This is a genomic window from Streptomyces exfoliatus (genome assembly GCF_000725545.1).
Lineage (GTDB): Bacteria > Actinomycetota > Actinomycetes > Streptomycetales > Streptomycetaceae > Streptomyces > Streptomyces exfoliatus.
This window is the reverse complement of the sequence record NZ_JNZP01000012.1, coordinates 330,101-347,327: the sequence shown is the minus strand read 5'-3', so window position 1 is coordinate 347,327 and position 17,227 is coordinate 330,101. Positions and strand designations below refer to the sequence as shown.

The 17,227-nt window shown below is 70.5% G+C and carries 15 protein-coding genes and 2 pseudogenes; 9 read left to right on the top strand and 8 right to left on the bottom strand.

What is annotated here, in order from left to right; translation table 11 throughout:
• The 3 genes and pseudogenes from IO20_RS0115735 to IO20_RS38605 form a co-directional block, all read left to right on the top strand.
• Positions 1–241: pseudogene (locus IO20_RS0115735) on the top strand (glucosamine-6-phosphate deaminase); the annotation flags it as partial.
• A gap of 323 nt (positions 242–564) precedes the next feature.
• Entirely contained in the window at positions 565–1,116 is a 552-nt protein-coding gene (locus IO20_RS42355; protein WP_030545688.1) for a hypothetical protein, read from the top strand.
• Between the two features lie 493 nt (positions 1,117–1,609).
• On the top strand, positions 1,610–1,759 hold the full coding sequence (locus IO20_RS38605; protein ID WP_078945786.1) for a pirin: 150 nt from the start codon (positions 1,610–1,612) through the stop codon (positions 1,757–1,759).
• 559 nt (positions 1,760–2,318) lie between these two features.
• Here IO20_RS38605 and IO20_RS41390 read toward each other — a convergent pair.
• Positions 2,319–2,536: pseudogene (locus tag IO20_RS41390) on the bottom strand (IS5/IS1182 family transposase); the annotation flags it as partial.
• Between the two features lie 355 nt (positions 2,537–2,891).
• Between IO20_RS41390 and IO20_RS0115720 the strand changes: the two are divergent.
• From IO20_RS0115720 to IO20_RS0115700, 4 genes are all read left to right on the top strand, one after another.
• The gene (locus tag IO20_RS0115720; protein ID WP_078945785.1) at positions 2,892–4,208 is read left to right on the top strand and encodes an NAD(P)/FAD-dependent oxidoreductase; all 1,317 of its coding nucleotides are present in this window, start codon (positions 2,892–2,894) and stop codon (positions 4,206–4,208) included.
• 181 nt (positions 4,209–4,389) lie between these two features.
• Positions 4,390–4,926, top strand: a complete 537-nt coding sequence (locus tag IO20_RS39730) for a nitronate monooxygenase (protein ID WP_342635499.1) — start codon at positions 4,390–4,392, stop codon at positions 4,924–4,926.
• Between the two features lie 74 nt (positions 4,927–5,000).
• Positions 5,001–6,386 carry a flavin monoamine oxidase family protein gene (locus IO20_RS0115710; RefSeq protein ID WP_051874216.1) on the top strand — a complete coding sequence of 462 codons (1,386 nt, stop codon included), beginning with the start codon at positions 5,001–5,003 and terminating at the stop codon, positions 6,384–6,386.
• Positions 6,387–6,537: 151 nt separating this feature from the next.
• On the top strand, positions 6,538–7,782 hold the full coding sequence (locus tag IO20_RS0115700; protein ID WP_063761373.1) for a cation:proton antiporter: 1,245 nt from the start codon (positions 6,538–6,540) through the stop codon (positions 7,780–7,782).
• Between the two features lie 9 nt (positions 7,783–7,791).
• Here IO20_RS0115700 and IO20_RS0115695 read toward each other — a convergent pair whose 3' ends face one another.
• Positions 7,792–8,682 carry an MBL fold metallo-hydrolase gene (locus IO20_RS0115695; protein ID WP_030545678.1) on the bottom strand — a complete coding sequence of 297 codons (891 nt, stop codon included), beginning with the start codon at positions 8,680–8,682 and terminating at the stop codon, positions 7,792–7,794.
• Between the two features lie 237 nt (positions 8,683–8,919).
• Between IO20_RS0115695 and IO20_RS0115690 the strand changes: the two genes are divergently transcribed.
• Positions 8,920–9,621 carry a DUF1345 domain-containing protein gene (locus IO20_RS0115690; protein ID WP_030545675.1) on the top strand — a complete coding sequence of 234 codons (702 nt, stop codon included), beginning with the start codon at positions 8,920–8,922 and terminating at the stop codon, positions 9,619–9,621.
• Between the two features lie 28 nt (positions 9,622–9,649).
• Here the strand turns inward: IO20_RS0115690 and IO20_RS40320 are convergent, their stop codons facing one another.
• The 3 genes from IO20_RS40320 to IO20_RS0115675 all read right to left on the bottom strand — a co-directional run bounded on the left by IO20_RS40320 (position 9,650) and on the right by IO20_RS0115675 (position 11,098).
• A complete protein-coding gene (locus IO20_RS40320; RefSeq protein WP_157850781.1) occupies positions 9,650–9,832 on the bottom strand; it encodes a hypothetical protein in 183 nt (60 codons plus the stop codon).
• 164 nt (positions 9,833–9,996) lie between these two features.
• Positions 9,997–10,140 (bottom strand): DUF6126 family protein, encoded by a 144-nt coding sequence (locus IO20_RS40725; RefSeq protein WP_169749492.1) that lies wholly within the window; start codon positions 10,138–10,140, stop codon positions 9,997–9,999.
• A 52-nt stretch (positions 10,141–10,192) separates the two neighbouring features.
• Positions 10,193–11,098: an FAD-dependent oxidoreductase gene (locus IO20_RS0115675; RefSeq protein WP_030545671.1), complete on the bottom strand. Its 906-nt coding sequence runs from the start codon at positions 11,096–11,098 to the stop codon at positions 10,193–10,195.
• Between the two features lie 187 nt (positions 11,099–11,285).
• Between IO20_RS0115675 and IO20_RS0115670 the strand changes: the two genes are divergently transcribed.
• Positions 11,286–11,906, top strand: a complete 621-nt coding sequence (locus IO20_RS0115670) for a TetR/AcrR family transcriptional regulator (RefSeq protein WP_030545669.1) — start codon at positions 11,286–11,288, stop codon at positions 11,904–11,906.
• Between the two features lie 38 nt (positions 11,907–11,944).
• Here the strand turns inward: IO20_RS0115670 and IO20_RS0115665 are convergent, their stop codons facing one another.
• The 3 genes from IO20_RS0115665 to IO20_RS0115655 all read right to left on the bottom strand — a co-directional run bounded on the left by IO20_RS0115665 (position 11,945) and on the right by IO20_RS0115655 (position 17,173).
• Positions 11,945–14,104, bottom strand: coding sequence for an ATP-binding SpoIIE family protein phosphatase (locus tag IO20_RS0115665; protein WP_037635599.1), 2,160 nt, complete (start codon positions 14,102–14,104; stop codon positions 11,945–11,947).
• Positions 14,105–14,197: 93 nt separating this feature from the next.
• Positions 14,198–15,541 (bottom strand): NAD(P)/FAD-dependent oxidoreductase, encoded by a 1,344-nt coding sequence (locus IO20_RS0115660; RefSeq protein WP_030545665.1) that lies wholly within the window; start codon positions 15,539–15,541, stop codon positions 14,198–14,200.
• An 84-nt stretch (positions 15,542–15,625) separates the two neighbouring features.
• Entirely contained in the window at positions 15,626–17,173 is a 1,548-nt protein-coding gene (locus IO20_RS0115655; protein ID WP_030545663.1) for a long-chain-fatty-acid--CoA ligase, read from the bottom strand.
• Between the last annotated feature and the right edge of the window lie 54 nt (positions 17,174–17,227).

Here is a 17,227-nt window from a genome sequence, read left to right as displayed (position 1 = left end):
CCAGGGCATCGGCACCATCCTGGAGGCCCGCCACCTGGTGCTGCTCGCCACCGGCGAGGGCAAGGCCGAGGCCGTGGCGCAGACCGTCGAGGGCCCCGTGGCGGCGCTCGTGCCGGCCTCCGCGCTCCAGCTGCACCCGCACGCCACCGTGGTCGTGGACGAGGCCGCGGCCTCCAAGCTGAAGCTCGCGGACTACTTCCGCGCGACGTACGCGGCGAAGCCCGCGTGGCAGGGCCTGTAGCCGCGCCTGCGGCGGGCCTGGCCAGTGATTCCGTCGGGGAAGGACGGGAGGCCCGGACGGCCGGGTAGAGCCCCCGCGAGGGCGCCGATGACGACGGCGGCCCCGATGTCGTCGGCCATGGCTCAGGGCGTGACGACGGTCGGCCAGCCCTGGTAGAGGGCGTATCCGGAGGTGACGGCCGTGCCGAAGAGGGCCCCGCTGGTGCCGCCCAGGGGGGGCAGGAGCAGGGACTCGGCGAGGAACTGTGTCCGGATCCGGCCCCGGTCGCCCCGGGAGCGCGGGGCAGCCCGAACCCCGGGCGGCGTTCCAGGACGGAGACGACCATGGTGTTGGCCACGCCCACGCCTCCGACGAGCAGCGCGACGGGCGCCGAGGCCGAGGAGGAGTCCGGTGAACGCGCTCTGAAGCCCGGCCTCACGCACACTGAGTGGAACCGCGGCCCTGCCAACCCGGACTGGCCTTACGCACAGCCCGACCTCGGCAAACGCTTCAACTCCGTCCGCGACGGCGACCGGCTCAGCGTCGCCTACGCGCCCTTCAACGTCGGCGAGGGTGGCCATCACGCACGGATGTACCTCGGGACCGACGTGACCGGCACCACCACGGTGCGGCGGGACGGTGTCCTGCTCGGCAACACCCCCTCGCCAGTCGGTGTGACGGTGACCGTGCTCGAAGAGCTCGCCAACTACACGGTGACCTCCACGGCGACCCGCGAGGCGGGCTGGACCCCGGTGGGCACGAAGGACGAGACGACCTGGACCTTCCGCTCCGGCTTGGAGCGGCTCACGGGTCGTCTGCTGTCGCAACCACGCCATGTGGTCGATTTGTCGTTCGCGCTCGAGGCGCATCGAGTGATCTCCCGGCAGAGCGCCTGAGTGCCGTGACCCGCTCGGGTGCGCGATGGAACCCAGAAAGTCACCCTCTCCCTCTGTCCAAGTCCAGCCCGTGACCGTCGTGGACGCCGTTGGCGCGGGGGGCTCATTCACCGCGGGCCTGCTCCACTGCCTTGTCGCCCTCGGATACCTGGGCGGTCGACTCGATCGGATCGCCATCGAAGACGTCGCGGACGAATACTCTTCGCCTCCCTCTGTTCGACTCCGCGGGACACCGGTGCTCGATGAGGCCCATTGGAGCGAAGGGGCGTCACGCCAAGGAACCGGCTCGACCCGCAGCCGGGGCAGCGGCTGCTTCAGGACGGCGTCGCGGGTGGCGGTGGCTGACTCTCTCTTTGTGCCCGGGACCAGCAGGTGATTTGCGGGCAGATCGGCCTTCTCGAAGGCATGTCGATGCTGACTTTTGCTGACTTTGGCGGACTTTAACGCCTCTGACCTGCGGAAACGTCGACGGATCAAGTGGTGGTGGAACTTCGTGGGGCGCACGGACGACGAGATCCGCGAGGCGAGGGACGACTGGATGACGTCCGACCGGTTCGGCGAGGTGAAGGGCTACGACGGCGACCGGCTGGACGCGCCGGAGGTCCCGGCGGCCCACCTGAAGGCGCGAGGTCGAGTGCGCTGACCTGGGAATTTCCCTGTCGAGCCGATGGAGCATCGAAGATTTTCGGTCCCCTCTTGCAGCTGTCGCCGCGACTGGGGGAGGGGTCCTGTCGCATCTCTCCCGCAGTCGTGCAGTCGGCGGGTGTGTTTCCAGAGTGTGCTTGTGTGGGAGCAGGTCCGATCAGCTGCATGCTGACTTTTTGCTGACTTTCCTGACAGGGCGTCAGGAGTCTGTCGGTGCGGTGCTGGCGTGGTGGCGGCCCGGTCGCGGCGCCGTGGTCTGCGCCGCTCACCAGCTCCGTCACGGAACCGCTGGGGACGGTGGCCGGCGCGTGAGGACACCCCCCAGGCTGATCGTCCCTGTGGGGTGGGTGCGCTGTCGGCCGCACCAAAGGGCTGTCCCGTAAAGGATCTTCGTGTCACGTCGGGCGTGCAGGGCCGCGGTGTGCCCCTCTCCTTCATCCGGCAAGGGCGAGGTTGCCGGCGGTGGTCTTGGCGTCGTGTTCCTCCCGCGTCTTGCAGTCGGGTGCGGTTCTCGGGCGGCAGTCGGCCGACCGCTGCGGCGTGCCAGGAGTGGGCGTCGACCTGGAAACCCCGAACGGCGGGGCGAGTCGACGCGGCGCCAAGTCGGTGTGCCAGGAGGTGGGGCGGCTCGGCCCTCCAGTGGCAGGCTCCAGGGCCGGCCCCGGCGGGCCGCGTCCGTACTTTCGTGCCGCAGCGCGATCACTGGCTTCCCGAACTGCCGACGACTCGGTCTGACGCACGGGGGAATCCAGGACGGCTCCGACGGCGTGATCACGTAGACCGTGCCGGTGATCACCGCTTCGGCCCGGCGTGCCCGCCGGCAAGCCCTCGCGGGGCTCACCCGAGGCGATGGCTGGGGGCGAAATCCGGCGCCAGTGGGGAGGAGGGGCGAGTTTCCGGGCGGCGTGGCCGGCGCTGCTTGGCGATGTGTGTCGCATCGACACCTCGGCCCGATCCGCAGCTGAGCTTGCGCACGCATCGCGCCGACCAGCCTCGGATGTGCGTGGTGCGTGCTGCTGGCCGACGATGAGTGAGCTGGACGAAGGCGCTAAACTCAAACTCGATTCGGGTTTCCTATTTCCATCACTCGTTCTCCCGTCCCACGCGGGGAACGGGAGACGAGGGGCATCGTGGCGAAGAACGCGTCCACCGACGGCTTGACCTACTCGGCGTTCACCGGGTGGACTGATCGGCCCACCGATCTCGCGCCGGCGCTGAAAGGTGAGGTCCGGTGCGATGTCGCTGTCGTCGGCGGTGGTCTCGTCGGGATGGCGGCGGCGCTCCGGCTGGCGGAGCGCGGCGTCGATGTGGCTCTGCTCGAAGGCGGGTACTGCGGCTGGGGTGCGAGTTCACGCAACGCGGGCTATTTGTCGAACGCCCTGGCCGGGGACCCGCAGCTCTTGCGCCTGCTGTACCGGCGCCGGCTCCGCGACCTCGTGCGGTATGGCGGGAACGCGGCGGAGTTCACCGAGGGCCTGATCGGGCGCCTCGCCATCGACTGCGAGTACGACCCCACGGGTAACGTCATCGCCGCTGTCTCCACCGGACAGTTCCGGCGTTTGAGGAAGAACATGGGGATCCTCCGTGACGCGGGGGCGGACGTGGAATTCGTCGACGGCCGTGACTTCGGCCTGCCGGGAACTTTCCTGGGCGGCATCTTCGAGCGGGGTGGTGGCCTGCTGAACCCCGGGAAGCTCGCCCTCGGGCTGCGGGCCGTACTGCTGGCGTCGAGTGCGAAGGTGTTCGAGCGGACGGCCGTGGAGGCCGTCGAGCCGGACGGCGCGGGCGTCGTGCTCAGCGTGCCCGGTGGGCGCGTCCGCGCCGAGAGGGTCGTGCTCGCGACCAACGCCCACTCCCGCGACCTCGAGATCGCCCCGAGCGGTATCACGCCCGTCTGGACCAGCTTGGTGGAGACGGAGCCGGTCGATCCCGACCGTCTGGCGGCGATCGGCTGGACAAGCCGTACCGGCATCATCACCCCGCACACGATTCTCGAGAACTACCGGCGCACCGCTCGCGGCACGATCATGTTCGGTACCCGTCGGCTCCAGGCGGCGCCGTCGGCGCTGGGTGCCCACGAGCCGGATCGCGCGGTGGTGGCGGACCTGGTCCAAGGCTTCCACGAGCGGTTCCCGTCGCTCGGATATGTCGCGCCCCAGCGGGCGTGGGGCGGGTGGGTGGCGATGACGTCCTTCCTCCCGGTGGCCGGAGAGGCCGCGAAGAACGTCTTCTACGCCGTCAGCTGCAATGGTCACGGGCTGTCCCAGTCGCCCTATATCGGCACGCTGCTGGCCGACCGGCTCGCCGGTGACGAGATCCACGACGACCTGCGTGCGATCTGGCGGCCGCGGCCGCCCTACATGCCCTCATTCGCTCTCGGCGCGACGGCGCTGAAGGCCGGGTGGGTGCTCGACCGCATTTCGGACCGTCTGAGCCGGCGGCCCTGAGGAGCCAGGCCCAGGCGCAATAAAGGAGCTAACCGTCACCTCCGGCGCATCTCTCCGGACGTGACATCAAGGCCGCCGTCGACAGGCCTGTGCTGTCGCGTGCGGAGCGGGTCGCGCCTTCTTTCCGAGTGCGCCGGCGACCCCGCCGAGGAGGACGTCCCCGGCCTGGTCCTCATCCCCGCTGCCGTGCGACGCCTGGACCCCCGCGGTCATCGACAGCGGCGGCATCGTCACCGGCAGCGGCCTCGCCGTCGTCCTCGCGCTCGGCGCCTGTGCGGTCACCATGGGCACCTGCTTCGTCGCCAGCGCCGAGGCGCCGGTGCACCAGAACGTCAAGGGCCAGACCGTGGTGGACCGTTGGGCGCTGGGCCGCTCCCACCCGGCCAGCTCCGCCGTGCCGCCGTTCCACGGCGAGTGCATCGCCACCATCGAGAACGCCTGGCCGGGCGAGGGGTCGGCCCGTCACGCCGGCGCGCGCCTCGGTTTCCGTGCGGCGGGAGGGCACGACCATGCCTTTCGGGTGGTGCCCACCACCGCCGGGGCGTCCGGCAGCACTCCGAGGGCCCGCGTGCTCGGTGCGAGAGCCGGGTGCGGCGGCGGTGGCGAGCCGGCGGAGGCGAAGTCGCCGACGTGCGGGTCTCGTGCGCTCCCCACCGCAGCTGCTATAAACTCGAAGTCGATTCGAAATCAAATAGTCCGTTCGTCAGGACCGGACTGAAGCCGCGAGGTCTCGCGCCGTGCGCGTCGAGACCAGCCGGAAGCTTGTTGCGCACGACGAAGAGAGGAACAGGGATGACGAACGCGGAGCCCGAGTCGGACGCGGTCAACGCCGTGCCCCCCGTGCGCGAGGAGACCTGCGACGTCGTGGTCGTCGGGGCGGGAATGGCGGGCCTGATGGCTGCCACGACGCTTGCCCAGGAGACCGATGTCATCGTGCTGGAGGCGGCCGATCGCGCGGGCGGACGTGTCGAGACGGTTCGGAAGGGCGACTACTGGATCAACCTCGGTACGCAGTTCACCGAGGGGACCGGGCCGTTGATCGACGCTCTCCACCGCCACGGCATCGAGATGGGGTCGTTGGCAGGCAAGGGCGTGGCACTGGCCCTCAACGGCCGGTTGGTCGACACGGCCGATCTCTTCGCGCTCATGTTCCGCACGCGCATGCGCCTCGTGGACCAGGTCGGCATGGCTGTGGTCGGTGCCCGCATCCTTGCCGCGGTGCCGTTCCTCGCCTCGGCCAGCGGCCTGGCGAAGCGGGTGCGGGCCGGGCTCGACCGACGTCTCGCCTCCGACCTCCTGCGCGGTGTCCGCTCCGGACTGGCCCGGGACATGGTCCGGTCGTGGTCGGGCCAGTGGATGGGCTGCGAGCCCGGCGAAACGGCCGCGACCCAGCTGGTGACGTCCGTGGGAATCGCCATGACGGATCCGGCGAAGGTACCGAACTTCGCGCTGCCGGTCGGGGGGAACCAGACGCTGACCGACGTTCTCGCCGCCGATCTCGGCGAACGTCTCCGTCTCCGGGCAGCCGTCAGGTCGGTGAGGCCGAAGGGGGACGGGGTCGTCGTGGAGTACGTCGCAGCGGGCCACGAGGTACGGGTGCGCGCGAAGCGGGCCGTCGTCGCGGTGCCCAGCGACATCGCGATGCGGATCCTTCCGGCGCTTCCGCAGACGTACCGCAACGCGTTCCAGGACATCCGCTACGGCCGGTACGTGATCGTCGGCTTCTTCACCGAGGAGAAGGGGCCTCAGCCCTGGGACGAGCTCCTGGCCGTCTCCACGCCGCAGCTCTCGTTCCAGGCGGTGTTCAACCACGCCGCCGCCACCCGCAGGGGAGGCGAGCGGAAGCCCGGCGGCGCGCTGGCGTGTTTCGCCGGCGGGGCAATGGCCGACGAGCTCTTCGAGCTCTCCGATGAAGCGATCGTCACCCGGTTCGCCGCGGACCTCATCTCGCTCTACCCCCAGCTCGAAGGGAAGCTCGACGAGGGGGCCGTGCGGCGGCACCGCCGTGTGGTGCCCTTCTGGGCGCCCGGAAGGCGTGCGTCGCTGCCCGTGCTGAGGAACCCCCTCGGGCCGATCCACCTGGCCGGCGACTACCAGCTCGACATGCCCTCGCTCGCCGACGCGGCGAGCTCGGGCGAGAACGCGGGCAAGGCAGTGCTCGCGAGCATGGGGCGGTGACCTCGGCGGTGGCGATGAACGGGGGCCCGGCGTTGTCCGTGCCGAACGACGCCATGTCCGACGGCGTCGTACAACACACGATGCTGTTCGACCGGGCCCCTGGGGAGTCACCGGTGATCCTCTTCGTCACCCGTCCGAGGCGGTGACGCACGTGGCCGCCGTCCTCGCCCTGTTGTCCCTGCTCTTCGTGTGGTCGCTGGTGTCGAGCCGCATGTCCCGCTGGAGCGTCACCGCGCCGATCGCGTTCGCCGTGGCGGGCGCGGCGCTGGCGGGAGGCGACCGGCCCGTGCTCGGCTTCGACCTCGACGCCCACACCTTCCAGAGGTGTGTCGAGGTCGTTCTGGCCGTCATGCTGTTCACGGACGCCACCGAGGCCCGGGGATACGAACGGCTGGGCCGGTCGGTGGGGGAGGGGCGCCTGCTGGGCCTGGCGCTGCCTGCCTCGGTTCTGCTCGGCACCCTCGTCGGGGTCGCGCTCTTTCCCGGCACGAGCTGGTGGTTGTCGGCGGTGGCCGCCCTCGTCGTGATGCCCGCGGACCTCGCCCCCGTACTGAACCTGCTGCGTGACGAACGCGTGCCCCTGAGGGTGCGGGCCGCCCTGAACGTCGAGGGCGGTTTCAACGACGGCCTGGTCTCGCCGTTCTTCGTGTTCTGCGTGGCCAACCTCATTTCGACGGACGGGGACACGTTCACCGACCTGTTGCTGAACGCCGCCCGGGGCGCGGCGTACGCGGTGCTCGTCGGTGCGGTCCTAGGCTTGCTGGCGTCATGGCTGGTGCGCAGGTCCCGGGAAGCCGGCTGGACGGGGCCCACCGGCCTGCGCATGGCCGGCCTCGCTCTCCCCTTCCTCGCTTATACGGCCTCGTCGGAGGTCGGGGGCAACGGCTTCGTCGCGGCGTTCGTGACGGGCCTGTGCTACGCCCGCACCGCGCGTCCGGCGGGGGACGACCACCTCCGGCTCGTCCACGACGTCAGCCACCTGATGGCGCTGGCGGTGTGGTTCACCTTCGGGGTGCTGATCACGGACGAGTTCGCGGGCGGCGTCAGCCTCGCGGTCGTGGTCTACGCGGTGTTCGCCCTCACCGTCGCCCGCTTCGTTCCGGTGGTCACCGCGCTCACCGGCAGCGGGTTCAGCGGGGCCGAACGCGCCGCCGTCGGCTGGCTGGGCTCGCGCGGCGTCACCTCCATCGTCTTCGCCGTCCTCGCGTACACGCAGCTGCCCGACGAGGAAGCGGCGTTCGTGGCCAGGACGGCCTGCGCGACCGTCCTGCTGAGCGTCGTCGCGCACGGTGTCACCGCGGAGCCGATCGCCCGCTGGTTCGCCCGCCGCGCCCCGCGGGAAGAGGTCGGGAAAGGAGGCTTGCCGCCGGCGACGACCGTGCGTGACACCGTGTGATGCGGACCGCTACGTGGCGCGGAACCGCCCCGCCTCGACCTCGACGATCATTCCTCTGTCCACCAGCCGACTCAGGTGCCGTGCCGCGATCCGCCGCTCCACCGGCCGCACGTGGGGGCCTTCGACGTGCGGCCGGTAGACCAGCCGGCGCTCGGCGATCTCTTCGACGGTCCGCGGTGCGTCGAGGTACGTCAGAAGGGTCGCGTCCCGCCGCTCCACCACGCCGACGAAGGCGTCGAGCCGTCGGCCGAACTCCTCGGCACCCTCGATCACGCCCTTCTGGTGGGCCGTCCCGTACCAGCGGGCCCCGATCTCCCGGCATCGGCGCAGGGACGCCTCGAAATCCGTCAGGCTGCTGCCGACGTCTCCGTAGAACGGGCCGAACGAGGTCAGGTCGATGTCCGCCACGTACAGGAATCCGTCCGGCTCGATCAGGAAACCGCAATGACCGGCGGTGTGGCCCGGAAGGTGCACGACCGTCACGGTGCGCCCCCCGAGGTCGAACACGGCTCCGTCGGTGAACCCCGTCGCGTCGGGGCGGTCACGCACGTGGAACCGGTCGCGCAGCATCGCCTCCGCCTGCTCCGTGGCGTCCGGCGGGAGGCCGTAGCCGGCGGCCATGACCGCACGGGACCGCACGGCGGCGAGATCGTCCTCGTGGGCGTGGACGGGCGCGCCGTACCGTCCGAGACCCGCGACGTGGTCCTCGTGTGCGTGGCTCACGAGCACGAGGTCTGCGGGAGGCGCCGACTCGACGAGCGACAGCGACGGGTCGATGATCAGTGTCTCGGCGGTGCCGCGCACGAGGACGGAGTTGGCGTGCGGGTAGGCGCCTCGCTCGGCGCCGACCAGTACGGTGACTCCGCCGTATTCCGCTTCCGTGTATCCCGTCGTGTGCACGGTCGGCACTCCTTCATCCGCGAGTGGCGTGGTGGTCGGATCGCGTGGCGGCCGTCGCGGCCCTGCGTGGGGTCGTTCGCGCGGGTGATCCACAAGCCCACGACGCGAGGGTAACGGTCCACCGATTCGGCCGACACCCCACGGCGACGGCCGCGGCACACCGTCGACGGAGCGCCATGATGTCGTAGCGTCGGGCCTCGAACGGGTCGGTAGCCGCTGCTTCCTGAGGAGTTCTCCGTGCCGCAGTCACGTTCCCAGGGCCGCCGTCGGAACCAGTGGCTCTCCGAGCGTCGCCGGTCGGCGGTGAGCTTCATCATCGCTGTGTGCACGGCGGTGCTTCTCCTCGGCCTCGACCGCAGCTGGGCGGAGATCTCGGTGGCGGACGTGTGCGTGCTGATGCTGCTCGCCCATCTCTTTCCCTATCTCCTGATCACGACGATCGCCTTCTCGACCGCCTCTCCCGATCGTGTGCGCGACTGGGCGGACCGGGAGACACGGGGCACGACCCTCCAGCGGTACGTGTACGGAACGGCGCCAGGGCCAGGGGTCTCCATCTTCATCGCGGCCGCCGCGCTCGTGGTGGCGGTGGTGTGGCGCCCCGGCCACATCGGCTCAGCGTTCGAGCCGGTCGCCCGGGCGGCGGTGGCACTCACCCTGGTCGCCGTCGCCTGGGTCTGCGTGGCCGTGTCCTTCGCCGTCGCCTTCCAGGCCGACAACCTCGTGGAGGGCGAACGGGCACTGGACGTGCCTGGCGAGGAGGCCCCGATCTGGAGCGATTACCTCTATTTCGCCTTTTCGGTCATGACGACGTTCGGCACGACCGATGTCACCGTGGTGTCCCGGGAGATGCGCCGTACGGTGACGGTCAACGCCTGCATCGCCTTCGTCTTCAACACCGTCACGGTGGCCAGCCTCGTCTCCGCCCTGGACAGCCTGTGACGAAGCCACCATGGAACTGGGCGTCCCCTCAGATCCGCTCCCACCATCCCAGCGTCAGAACGATGCCCTTCTTGACCGCGCACCCGAGCGTACGACCCCTGAGGGAGAACACGAACGAGGAGAGCACCGCCGATGACGCGGTCGCCATCACGAGGGCGATGCCGATGTCCCACGACATGAAGAAGCCGAGGAGAAGGGTGGGTACGAGCATGATCAGGCATCCGACGGCCGTCTCACGGAGGACTCGGCTCCAGCTCGCCTTCTGCCACGTCCGCGCCCTGCCGGAGTACCCCTCAAGGGGAACGTGACGAGTGGAGCCGCAGACATCGGTGTTCATTTCGGTGTGCTCCCGAGAGGTGTGAGGGGTCGGGGCGGCTATTCCTGGGCCTGCGCGCCCAGGTGGCCCACCAGGGTGACGAACAGGTAGGTGCCGACGACGTAGAAGAACACCCGTAGACCGATGCCCTTCGCTTTCCATCTCTCGTTCGTCCGGTCCGCGTCGTGGTCCTCGTCGCGCACAGCAGTTCCCCTCTCAGGGTGTGGTGGTCGGAAGCGGTGAACCCGTTCCCCGCTACTGCTGCCGGCCGACGGCGGAGTCGCCCCCGGCGACCTGTGCCAGGGCGTAGAAGCTCGACCCGCCCAGCCCCGCGGCCTCGGCCGTCTTGAGATTGCGTACGGCGGCCTCCAGCACGTTCGCGGCGAAGCCGGCGCCCCTCATGCCGTCGAGGCACGTCTCGCCTCCGTGGGTGAACACCGACAACGTGGCCTGGTCCGTCGTGAAATCACCGCTGCCGATGGCCGCCACTGCCTCCTTGGCCCCGTCCTTCAGCGCCGCGAGGACCTTGTCCGTGGCCTCGTCGAGGACGTCGCCCGAAACCCCCTGGCTGTGGGCGTACGCCGCGGCGTCGATGTAGGCGGCCAGCGCGGCGACGTACACCCCGCCGACGATCGTGAGGTCGACCGCGCTCGCGGCCTGCGCCTGTTCGGAGACGAACCGCGTCGCCTGACCGAGGGCGGCGATCAGCTCCTCGTGCCGCGCCCAGGCTTCGGGGCTTCCCGAGAAGAGGACGTAGCCTCGCTCGGTGCCGATGTCCTGGGGGAAGCAGAGGATCGCGGCGTCCAGGTAGGGGACGCCCTTCCGGGCAGCCCACGCGGCGGCGTGCTCCGCCTCCGCCGTCGAGCTCGTCCCCGTATTGAGGAGCGTCTTGCCGTTCCAGTCGCCGACGCACTCCAGGCTTCGGAGCACGGCTTCGTAGGACGGGGCGCAGGTCAGGACAAGGGGGGCGGACGCGACCGCCGTTTCGAGGTCCGCCTCGGCCTTGATCCCCGGCAGCTCGGTCGCCAGCACCCGAGCCCGTGCCGTGTCCGGGTCGTATGCCGTGACCCTCCAGCCGGAACGCGCCAGGGCACGGGCGATCGACGCCCCCATGAGCCCGTTGCCGATCACCGCGACGTCGCGCTCGGTGTATGTGGCCATGCCAGTTCCTCTCGTCGTGGGGTTTTCGGCGCCAGGGATGAACTCTAAAGTCAAACTCGATTCGAGTTTAAGTTTTGGTGATGCGCGTAGTCAATCCGGGTTGTGGTGATCGGCGTCGGTTACGGCAGGGCCTGCCACCTCGCTTCACCCGGGGGAAGCCGATGTGTGGCTGATACGATCTCGAATTGTGTTCGAGAAGAAGTCCGCATCCCCGGCGTCGGCCCGTCCGGCCGTGCAGCGCCGTGGCATGGAGCGGAGACGCGCCATCCTGGACGCCGCCGAGGCCCTGCTCCGGGAGCAGGGCTACGAGGCGGCCACCCTGAAGGCCGTCGGTGAGCGGGCGGGCATCCCGGTCGCCTCGATGTACCACTACTTCCCCGACCGGCACCAGGTCGACGCCGAGCTCCTGCGCCGGCACCTGCGGGTGATCGAGGAGCTCGTCACCGCCGCGTTGGAAGGCTCCTCGCTGTCCACGCTGCGGGAGGCCGCGGACGCCGTCATCGACCCCCTGCGCGACTACTTCCGCGAGCATCCGAGCTGCGTCGAGCTGTGGTTCTCGGGCCGCAGCGAGGCGCTCGCCGTCCTGGTCCGGGAATTCGACGCCGCTCAGGCGGACCGGTTCTGGCGCCTTCTCGTCGAGCGCGGTCTGGTATCCGCCGACACCCCCCGGCTCGCGCTGCAGCTCGCCTTCGAGGTGGGCAACCGCCTCTTCGACGTCGCGTTCCGGCAGTCACCGGCCGGCGACGACGCCACGATCGACGAAGCGCGCCGCATGGTGATCGCGTACCTCAAGACGTACGCGGCCTGACCTGACCTGGCCTTCCCACGGCCACGCGGGCGGGGAGGTCAGGTCGCCGGGAGAGTGAGGAGACCGTCCGCGGGCAGGGCCTGTTCCGCCCAGATCACCTTTCCCTCGCGGTGGTGGCGGGTGCCCCAGCGTTCGGAGAGCTGGGCGACGAGGAGCAGTCCGCGGCCGCCCTCGTCGTAGGTGCGGGCGCGGCGCAGGTGCGGAGCGGTGCTGTTGGCGTCGGATACCTCGCAGGTCAGCGTGGACTGACGGATCATCCGCAGCCGGATCGGACTCCGGCCGTAGCGGATCGCGTTCGTCACCAGCTCGCTGACGATGAGTTCGGTGGTGAAGGAAAGCCCGTCGAGGCCCCAGGCGGTCAGCGTTTCGGAGGCGAAGCGGCGTGCCCCGGCGACGGCCGCCGGGTCGGAGGGAACGTCGAGGGTGGCCACGTGACCGGGATCGAGCGACAGGGTGCGGGCCACGAGGAGGGCGATGTCGTCGACGGCCCGCTCCGGCACCAGCGCGGCGATCAGACGGTCGCAGACCTCGTCCGGGGACGCGGACCCCTGGGCCAGGCCGTCGCGCAGCAGCTCGCGAGCGGTGTCGACGTCCCGTGCCCGGCTCTGGACGAGACCGTCCGTGAACAGGGCAAGCAGGCTCCCCTCGGCCAGTTCGAACTGCACGGTCTCGAAGGGGAGTCCGCCCAGGCCCAGCGGCGGGCCGATCGGCATCTCCGGGAACTCGACCGACCGGGAGCCCGGCGCGTCGCCCGCTCCGTCCGGGGGAGTGGCCACGGCGGGCAGGACGTGTCCGGCGCTGGCCAGCGAGCACACGCGGGAGACCGGGTCGTATACCGCGTACAGGCAGGTGGCGCTGGTCTCGCCCGCTTCCTCCCCCTCCTCGTGCTGGAGCCGGATGACCACGTCGTCCAGGTGGGTGAGCAGCTCGTCGGGCATGAGGTCGATGTCCGCGAAGGCGCGCACGGCCATCCTGAGGCGGCCCATGGTGGCGGCGGCACGCAGTCCGCGTCCGACGACGTCACCCACGACGAGGGCCACGCGGGCTCCGGACAGCGGGATCACGTCGTACCAGTCGCCCCCCACGCCCGCGCGGGAGCCACTGGGCAGGTAGCGGGAGGCCGTGACGACGGCGGACTGCTCCACGGCGTGCCGCGGCAGCAGGCTGCGCTGGAGGGCGAGCGCGGTGGAACGCTCGTGGGTGTACCGGCGGGCGTTGTCGATGGACACCGCCGCTCTGGCGGCGATCTCCTGGGCGAGGAGGAGATCGTCGTCGTCGAAGGGCGCGCCGCTCCCCGTACGGAGGAACTGGACGAGGCCCAGCGTCTCCCCGCGGGCCACCAGGGGGAGGAGGAGGGCTGAGTGGAACCCGTCACCACCTGCGAGGCCTCCGCTCGCTCCGCCACGGCGCAGAACGGGCGTGCCGGTCGCCAGCGCGCGGGCCGGCTCCGAATCGGCGGGGTAGCTGTGTGTCCGTCCGATCCGTACGGGAAGCTCCTTGGCGTCGCCGCCCGGTACGGATCGCCGGGCGACGCGACGGAGCGACGGCGGGGTCGACGGCGGCGAGACGTCCTCGTCGTCGAGGACGGAGGAGACGAGGTCGACGGCGACGAGGTCGGCGAAGCCGTCGGCGCCGACGTCCGCAAGCTCCTGCGCGGTGCGGTCGATGTCCAGTGTGGTCCCGATCCGGCGACCGGCCTCATTGGCCAGCAGGAGCCGCCGTTGCAGTCGGCGGTCGCGTTCCTCCTGGTAGGCCGCGACCACGTGTGCGGAACTGCGGTCCACGTACCCGAAACCCGCCGCCATCAGGCGCAGTGCCGCGGCGTTGACCAGCTCGGGATCGTCGGTGAGCGTGAGGACCTCGGTCTGGACCAGCTGGAGCAGGGCGACGTGTCCGAGCCGGTAGCCGCGCAGGAGCGTGCTGATCGGGACCCCGCTCCGGGCGAGCCTGCGGGCGAGCTCCAGGGACTGCGGCGGCGGCGCGGCCTCCGCGGCGTCGGCGCCGTGTTCCAGCAGGTCCAGGAACGCGACGACGTGCCCGGCCGTCTCCTCGGCCACGAGATCCGCGACCTCGTCGTACCCCCAGGGTTCAGACAGCTCGCCGCGGGTGTACCGCAGCAGGGTCTCGACCGATTCCTCCGTCCGCGGCCTGAGCTGCTGGGCCAGACGGTGGAGGAGGGTGTCGACATCGGTCCTCATAAGGGCATTGTCCGGAAGCGGAAGGACCTGTGCCACCGGGTGAGCGGGGAGCGGGGCGTCGGAGACGACGGACGGTTCGCGGTCACCCATGCCTCAGCTCGGAGCGGCGCCGCGCCGGGCGTTCCGTCGGCTCCCGTTGATCAGGTCGTTGAAGCGGTCGACCGTCCAGATGGTCCGCAGTCCCACGGCGCCCATCATCAGCGGGCGGGGGAAGTCGGGCTTCTTCGCCCAGAGCGTCTTCAGGTCCTCGTGCTGCCGGCCGTCCACGATCAGGTCCGCGATGAGGGAGCCGACGTAGGGGGCCTGGGCGAGGCCGTGGCCGTTGCAGGCGACCGAGTAGTAGACGCCGTCGCGGGTCGTGCCGGCGACCGGGAGCCAGGACGGGGTGATCGCGATCCATCCGCCCCAGGCCCGGGCGGCCGCGACGTCGGCGAGTGCGGGGAAGCGCCTTTCGAAGGCGCGCGCGAGTTCGGCGACGACGGCCTCGTCCGGCTTCCTCGGAGGGAGGGGACAGGTCCTGCCCCGCTGGAGCCGGCGGACCCCGAACACGATGGTGTCGCGCGAGGTCAGCCGGTAGTTCTCCATGATGTTGTGCTGGGTCACCACACCCGACCGGCTGGTCCATCCCAGTGCGGCCAGGCGGTCGGGGTCGATCGGCTCGGTCTCCACCTCGCTGACCCAGATCGGCACGGAGAGCCGCTTCGGGGTGATGGCCAGGTCGCCGCCGAAGGCGTTCGTCGCGAGCACGGCCCGCCGCGCTCGCACCTCGCCCCCAGGCGTGTTGATCACCACGTGATCGCCGGTCGGACGGACCTCGGAGACCCGCGTCCGCTCGAAGACCCGGGCGCCGGACGCGAGGACGGCACGGCGGATGCCGAGGCTGAACTTGCCCGGATTCATCATTCCGCCGACGGACTCGCGCATGCCGCCGAGGAATCCGCGCGGGATGCCGAGCTCTGCGCTCGTACCGAGCTCGACGTCCGCGCCGGCCTTGCGCAGGAGCTTCGTCACGCGGCGCACGCGGCCCATCTGTCCACGGGACACGGCGGCGCAGACGTTGCCCGTGGCCTCGTAGTCGCAGTCGATGGCCAGCCGCTCGATCAGCCGCTCCAGGAAGTGAGCGGAGTTCTCCGCGAACCGGACGATGCCGGGAAACGTCTTGCGGTGGAGCATGCTCAGGAGCTGGATGTCGCCCCCCGGGGCGCCCGCCACCTGCCCGGCGTTGCGCGAGGCGGAGCCGTGCCCGCAGAACTCGGCCTCCAGCAGCACCACGTCCCGGCCGCGTTCGGCCAGTCGCAGGGCGGTCGACATGCCCGCCAGGCCGCCGCCGATGACCGCGACCTCGCAGGTGACGTCGTCGGCCAGGGCGGGCCGGACGCCGCCAGGAGGGTCGATCCACCCGGTGAAGGTGGTGTATTCGACGTGGTCCGTCTTCATCTCGCTGCTCCTCCTGGGCGGTGACGGTTACGACGGCGGCTGAGGGGTGGGACCGCCTCGGGTGGTCCGGGGTTCGTGGGAGCTTCAGACGAGCCGGCGCTTGAGGATCTTGCCGGTGGAGGTCATCGGCAGGCTCGACACGAGTTCGACGACGCGGGGGTACTTGTAGGAGGCCATCTGCTCCCTGCTCCAGGCGACGAGCTCGTCGGCGGTGACGACAGCGTCCTTCGCCGGGATCACGAAAGCCTTGATCTCTTCGCCGTGGCTGTCGTGCGGGACACCGACCACCGCCGCCAGACTCACCGCGGGATGGGTGAGCAGCACCTCCTCGATCTCGCGGGGGTAGACGTTGTAACCCCCGCGGATGATGAGGTCCTTCGCGCGGTCGACGATGGAGTAGAAGCCGTCCTCGTCGCGCCGCGCGAGGTCTCCGGTGCGGAACCAGCCGTCGCGGATCACCTCGGCCGTCTCCTCCGGGCGGTTGTAGTAGCCCTTCATGACGTTGTGACCTCTGATCGCGATCTCGCCGACCTCCCCGGCCCGGGTGACCTCCGTCCAGTCCGGCCGGATCAGCTTCAGCTCCACGCCCCAGATCGGGACGCCGATCGAGCCCGGCCGGGGTGCGAGCCGGGGATCGCTGAACGTGGCCACGGGCGACGTCTCGGACAGCCCGTACCCTTCGAGCACGGTGATGCCGAGGCGCTGCTCGACCTGGTTGAGGATCTCGACCGGCAGGGCCGCGCCGCCGGAGATCCCGATCCGCAGGTTCCCGGCGATGCGGTGGACGTCGATGTCCTCGGTGAGGGCGTCGAGCAGCCCCCACCACATGGTCGGAACACCCGCGAAGAACGTGATGGTCTCGCGGCTCATCAGCTCGACCACCTCACGCGCGGCGAAGCGCGGCACGAGGTACAAGGTCGCGGCGACCGAGAACCCGGCGTGCATCTGCACCGTCGCGCCGAAGGTGTGGAAGAGGGGGAGGCACACCACGTGGCTGTCGGTGGCGGGCTCGTTGCGGAACAGCCGGTTGTCGGCCAGCACGTTCATCATGATGTTCGCGTGGGAGAGTTCGGCTCCCTTGGGCCGCCCCGTCGTCCCCGAGGTGTACAGGATCACCGCGGTGTCGTTCGGCTCGGTGACCACCGGAGCGAACGCGGTGCTCATGCCGGCGAGAGCCCGGCCGAGCGTCTCGGCGCCGGCGATCGGGCAGGGAGCCTCCGGGTCGGCGGTGATGACGAAGAAGTGCTCGACCGTTCCGGCCTCCTGGTATCCGGCATGGCCCTCCGCGGCCATGGCCAGCTCAGGGGCCCCCTCGAAGCAGAAGTACGCCGAGACGTCCGCGTCGGCCAGGTGGTAGGCGATCTCGCGGCCCTTGAGCAGGACGTTGAGCGGTACCACGACCGCCCCCGCCTTGAGCACGCCGTAGTAGACGATGGGGAAGGCGGGGAGGTTGGGGCAGCTGAGGGCGACCTTGTCGCCGGGCCGGATGCCCCGGGACACCAGCAGGTTGGCGACCTGGTTCGCCGCCTCGTCCACCTGTCGGTACGACAGCCGGTGCGGGCCGAGCACGAGCGCGTCCCGGTCCGGGAACGTGCGGGCGGAGTCTTCGAGGAGGATCGAGAGGTTGAGCATGAGGGTTCTCCAGCGGCTCTGGGTGTGCGTCGGGTGATCTCGACGGCTGGGTCC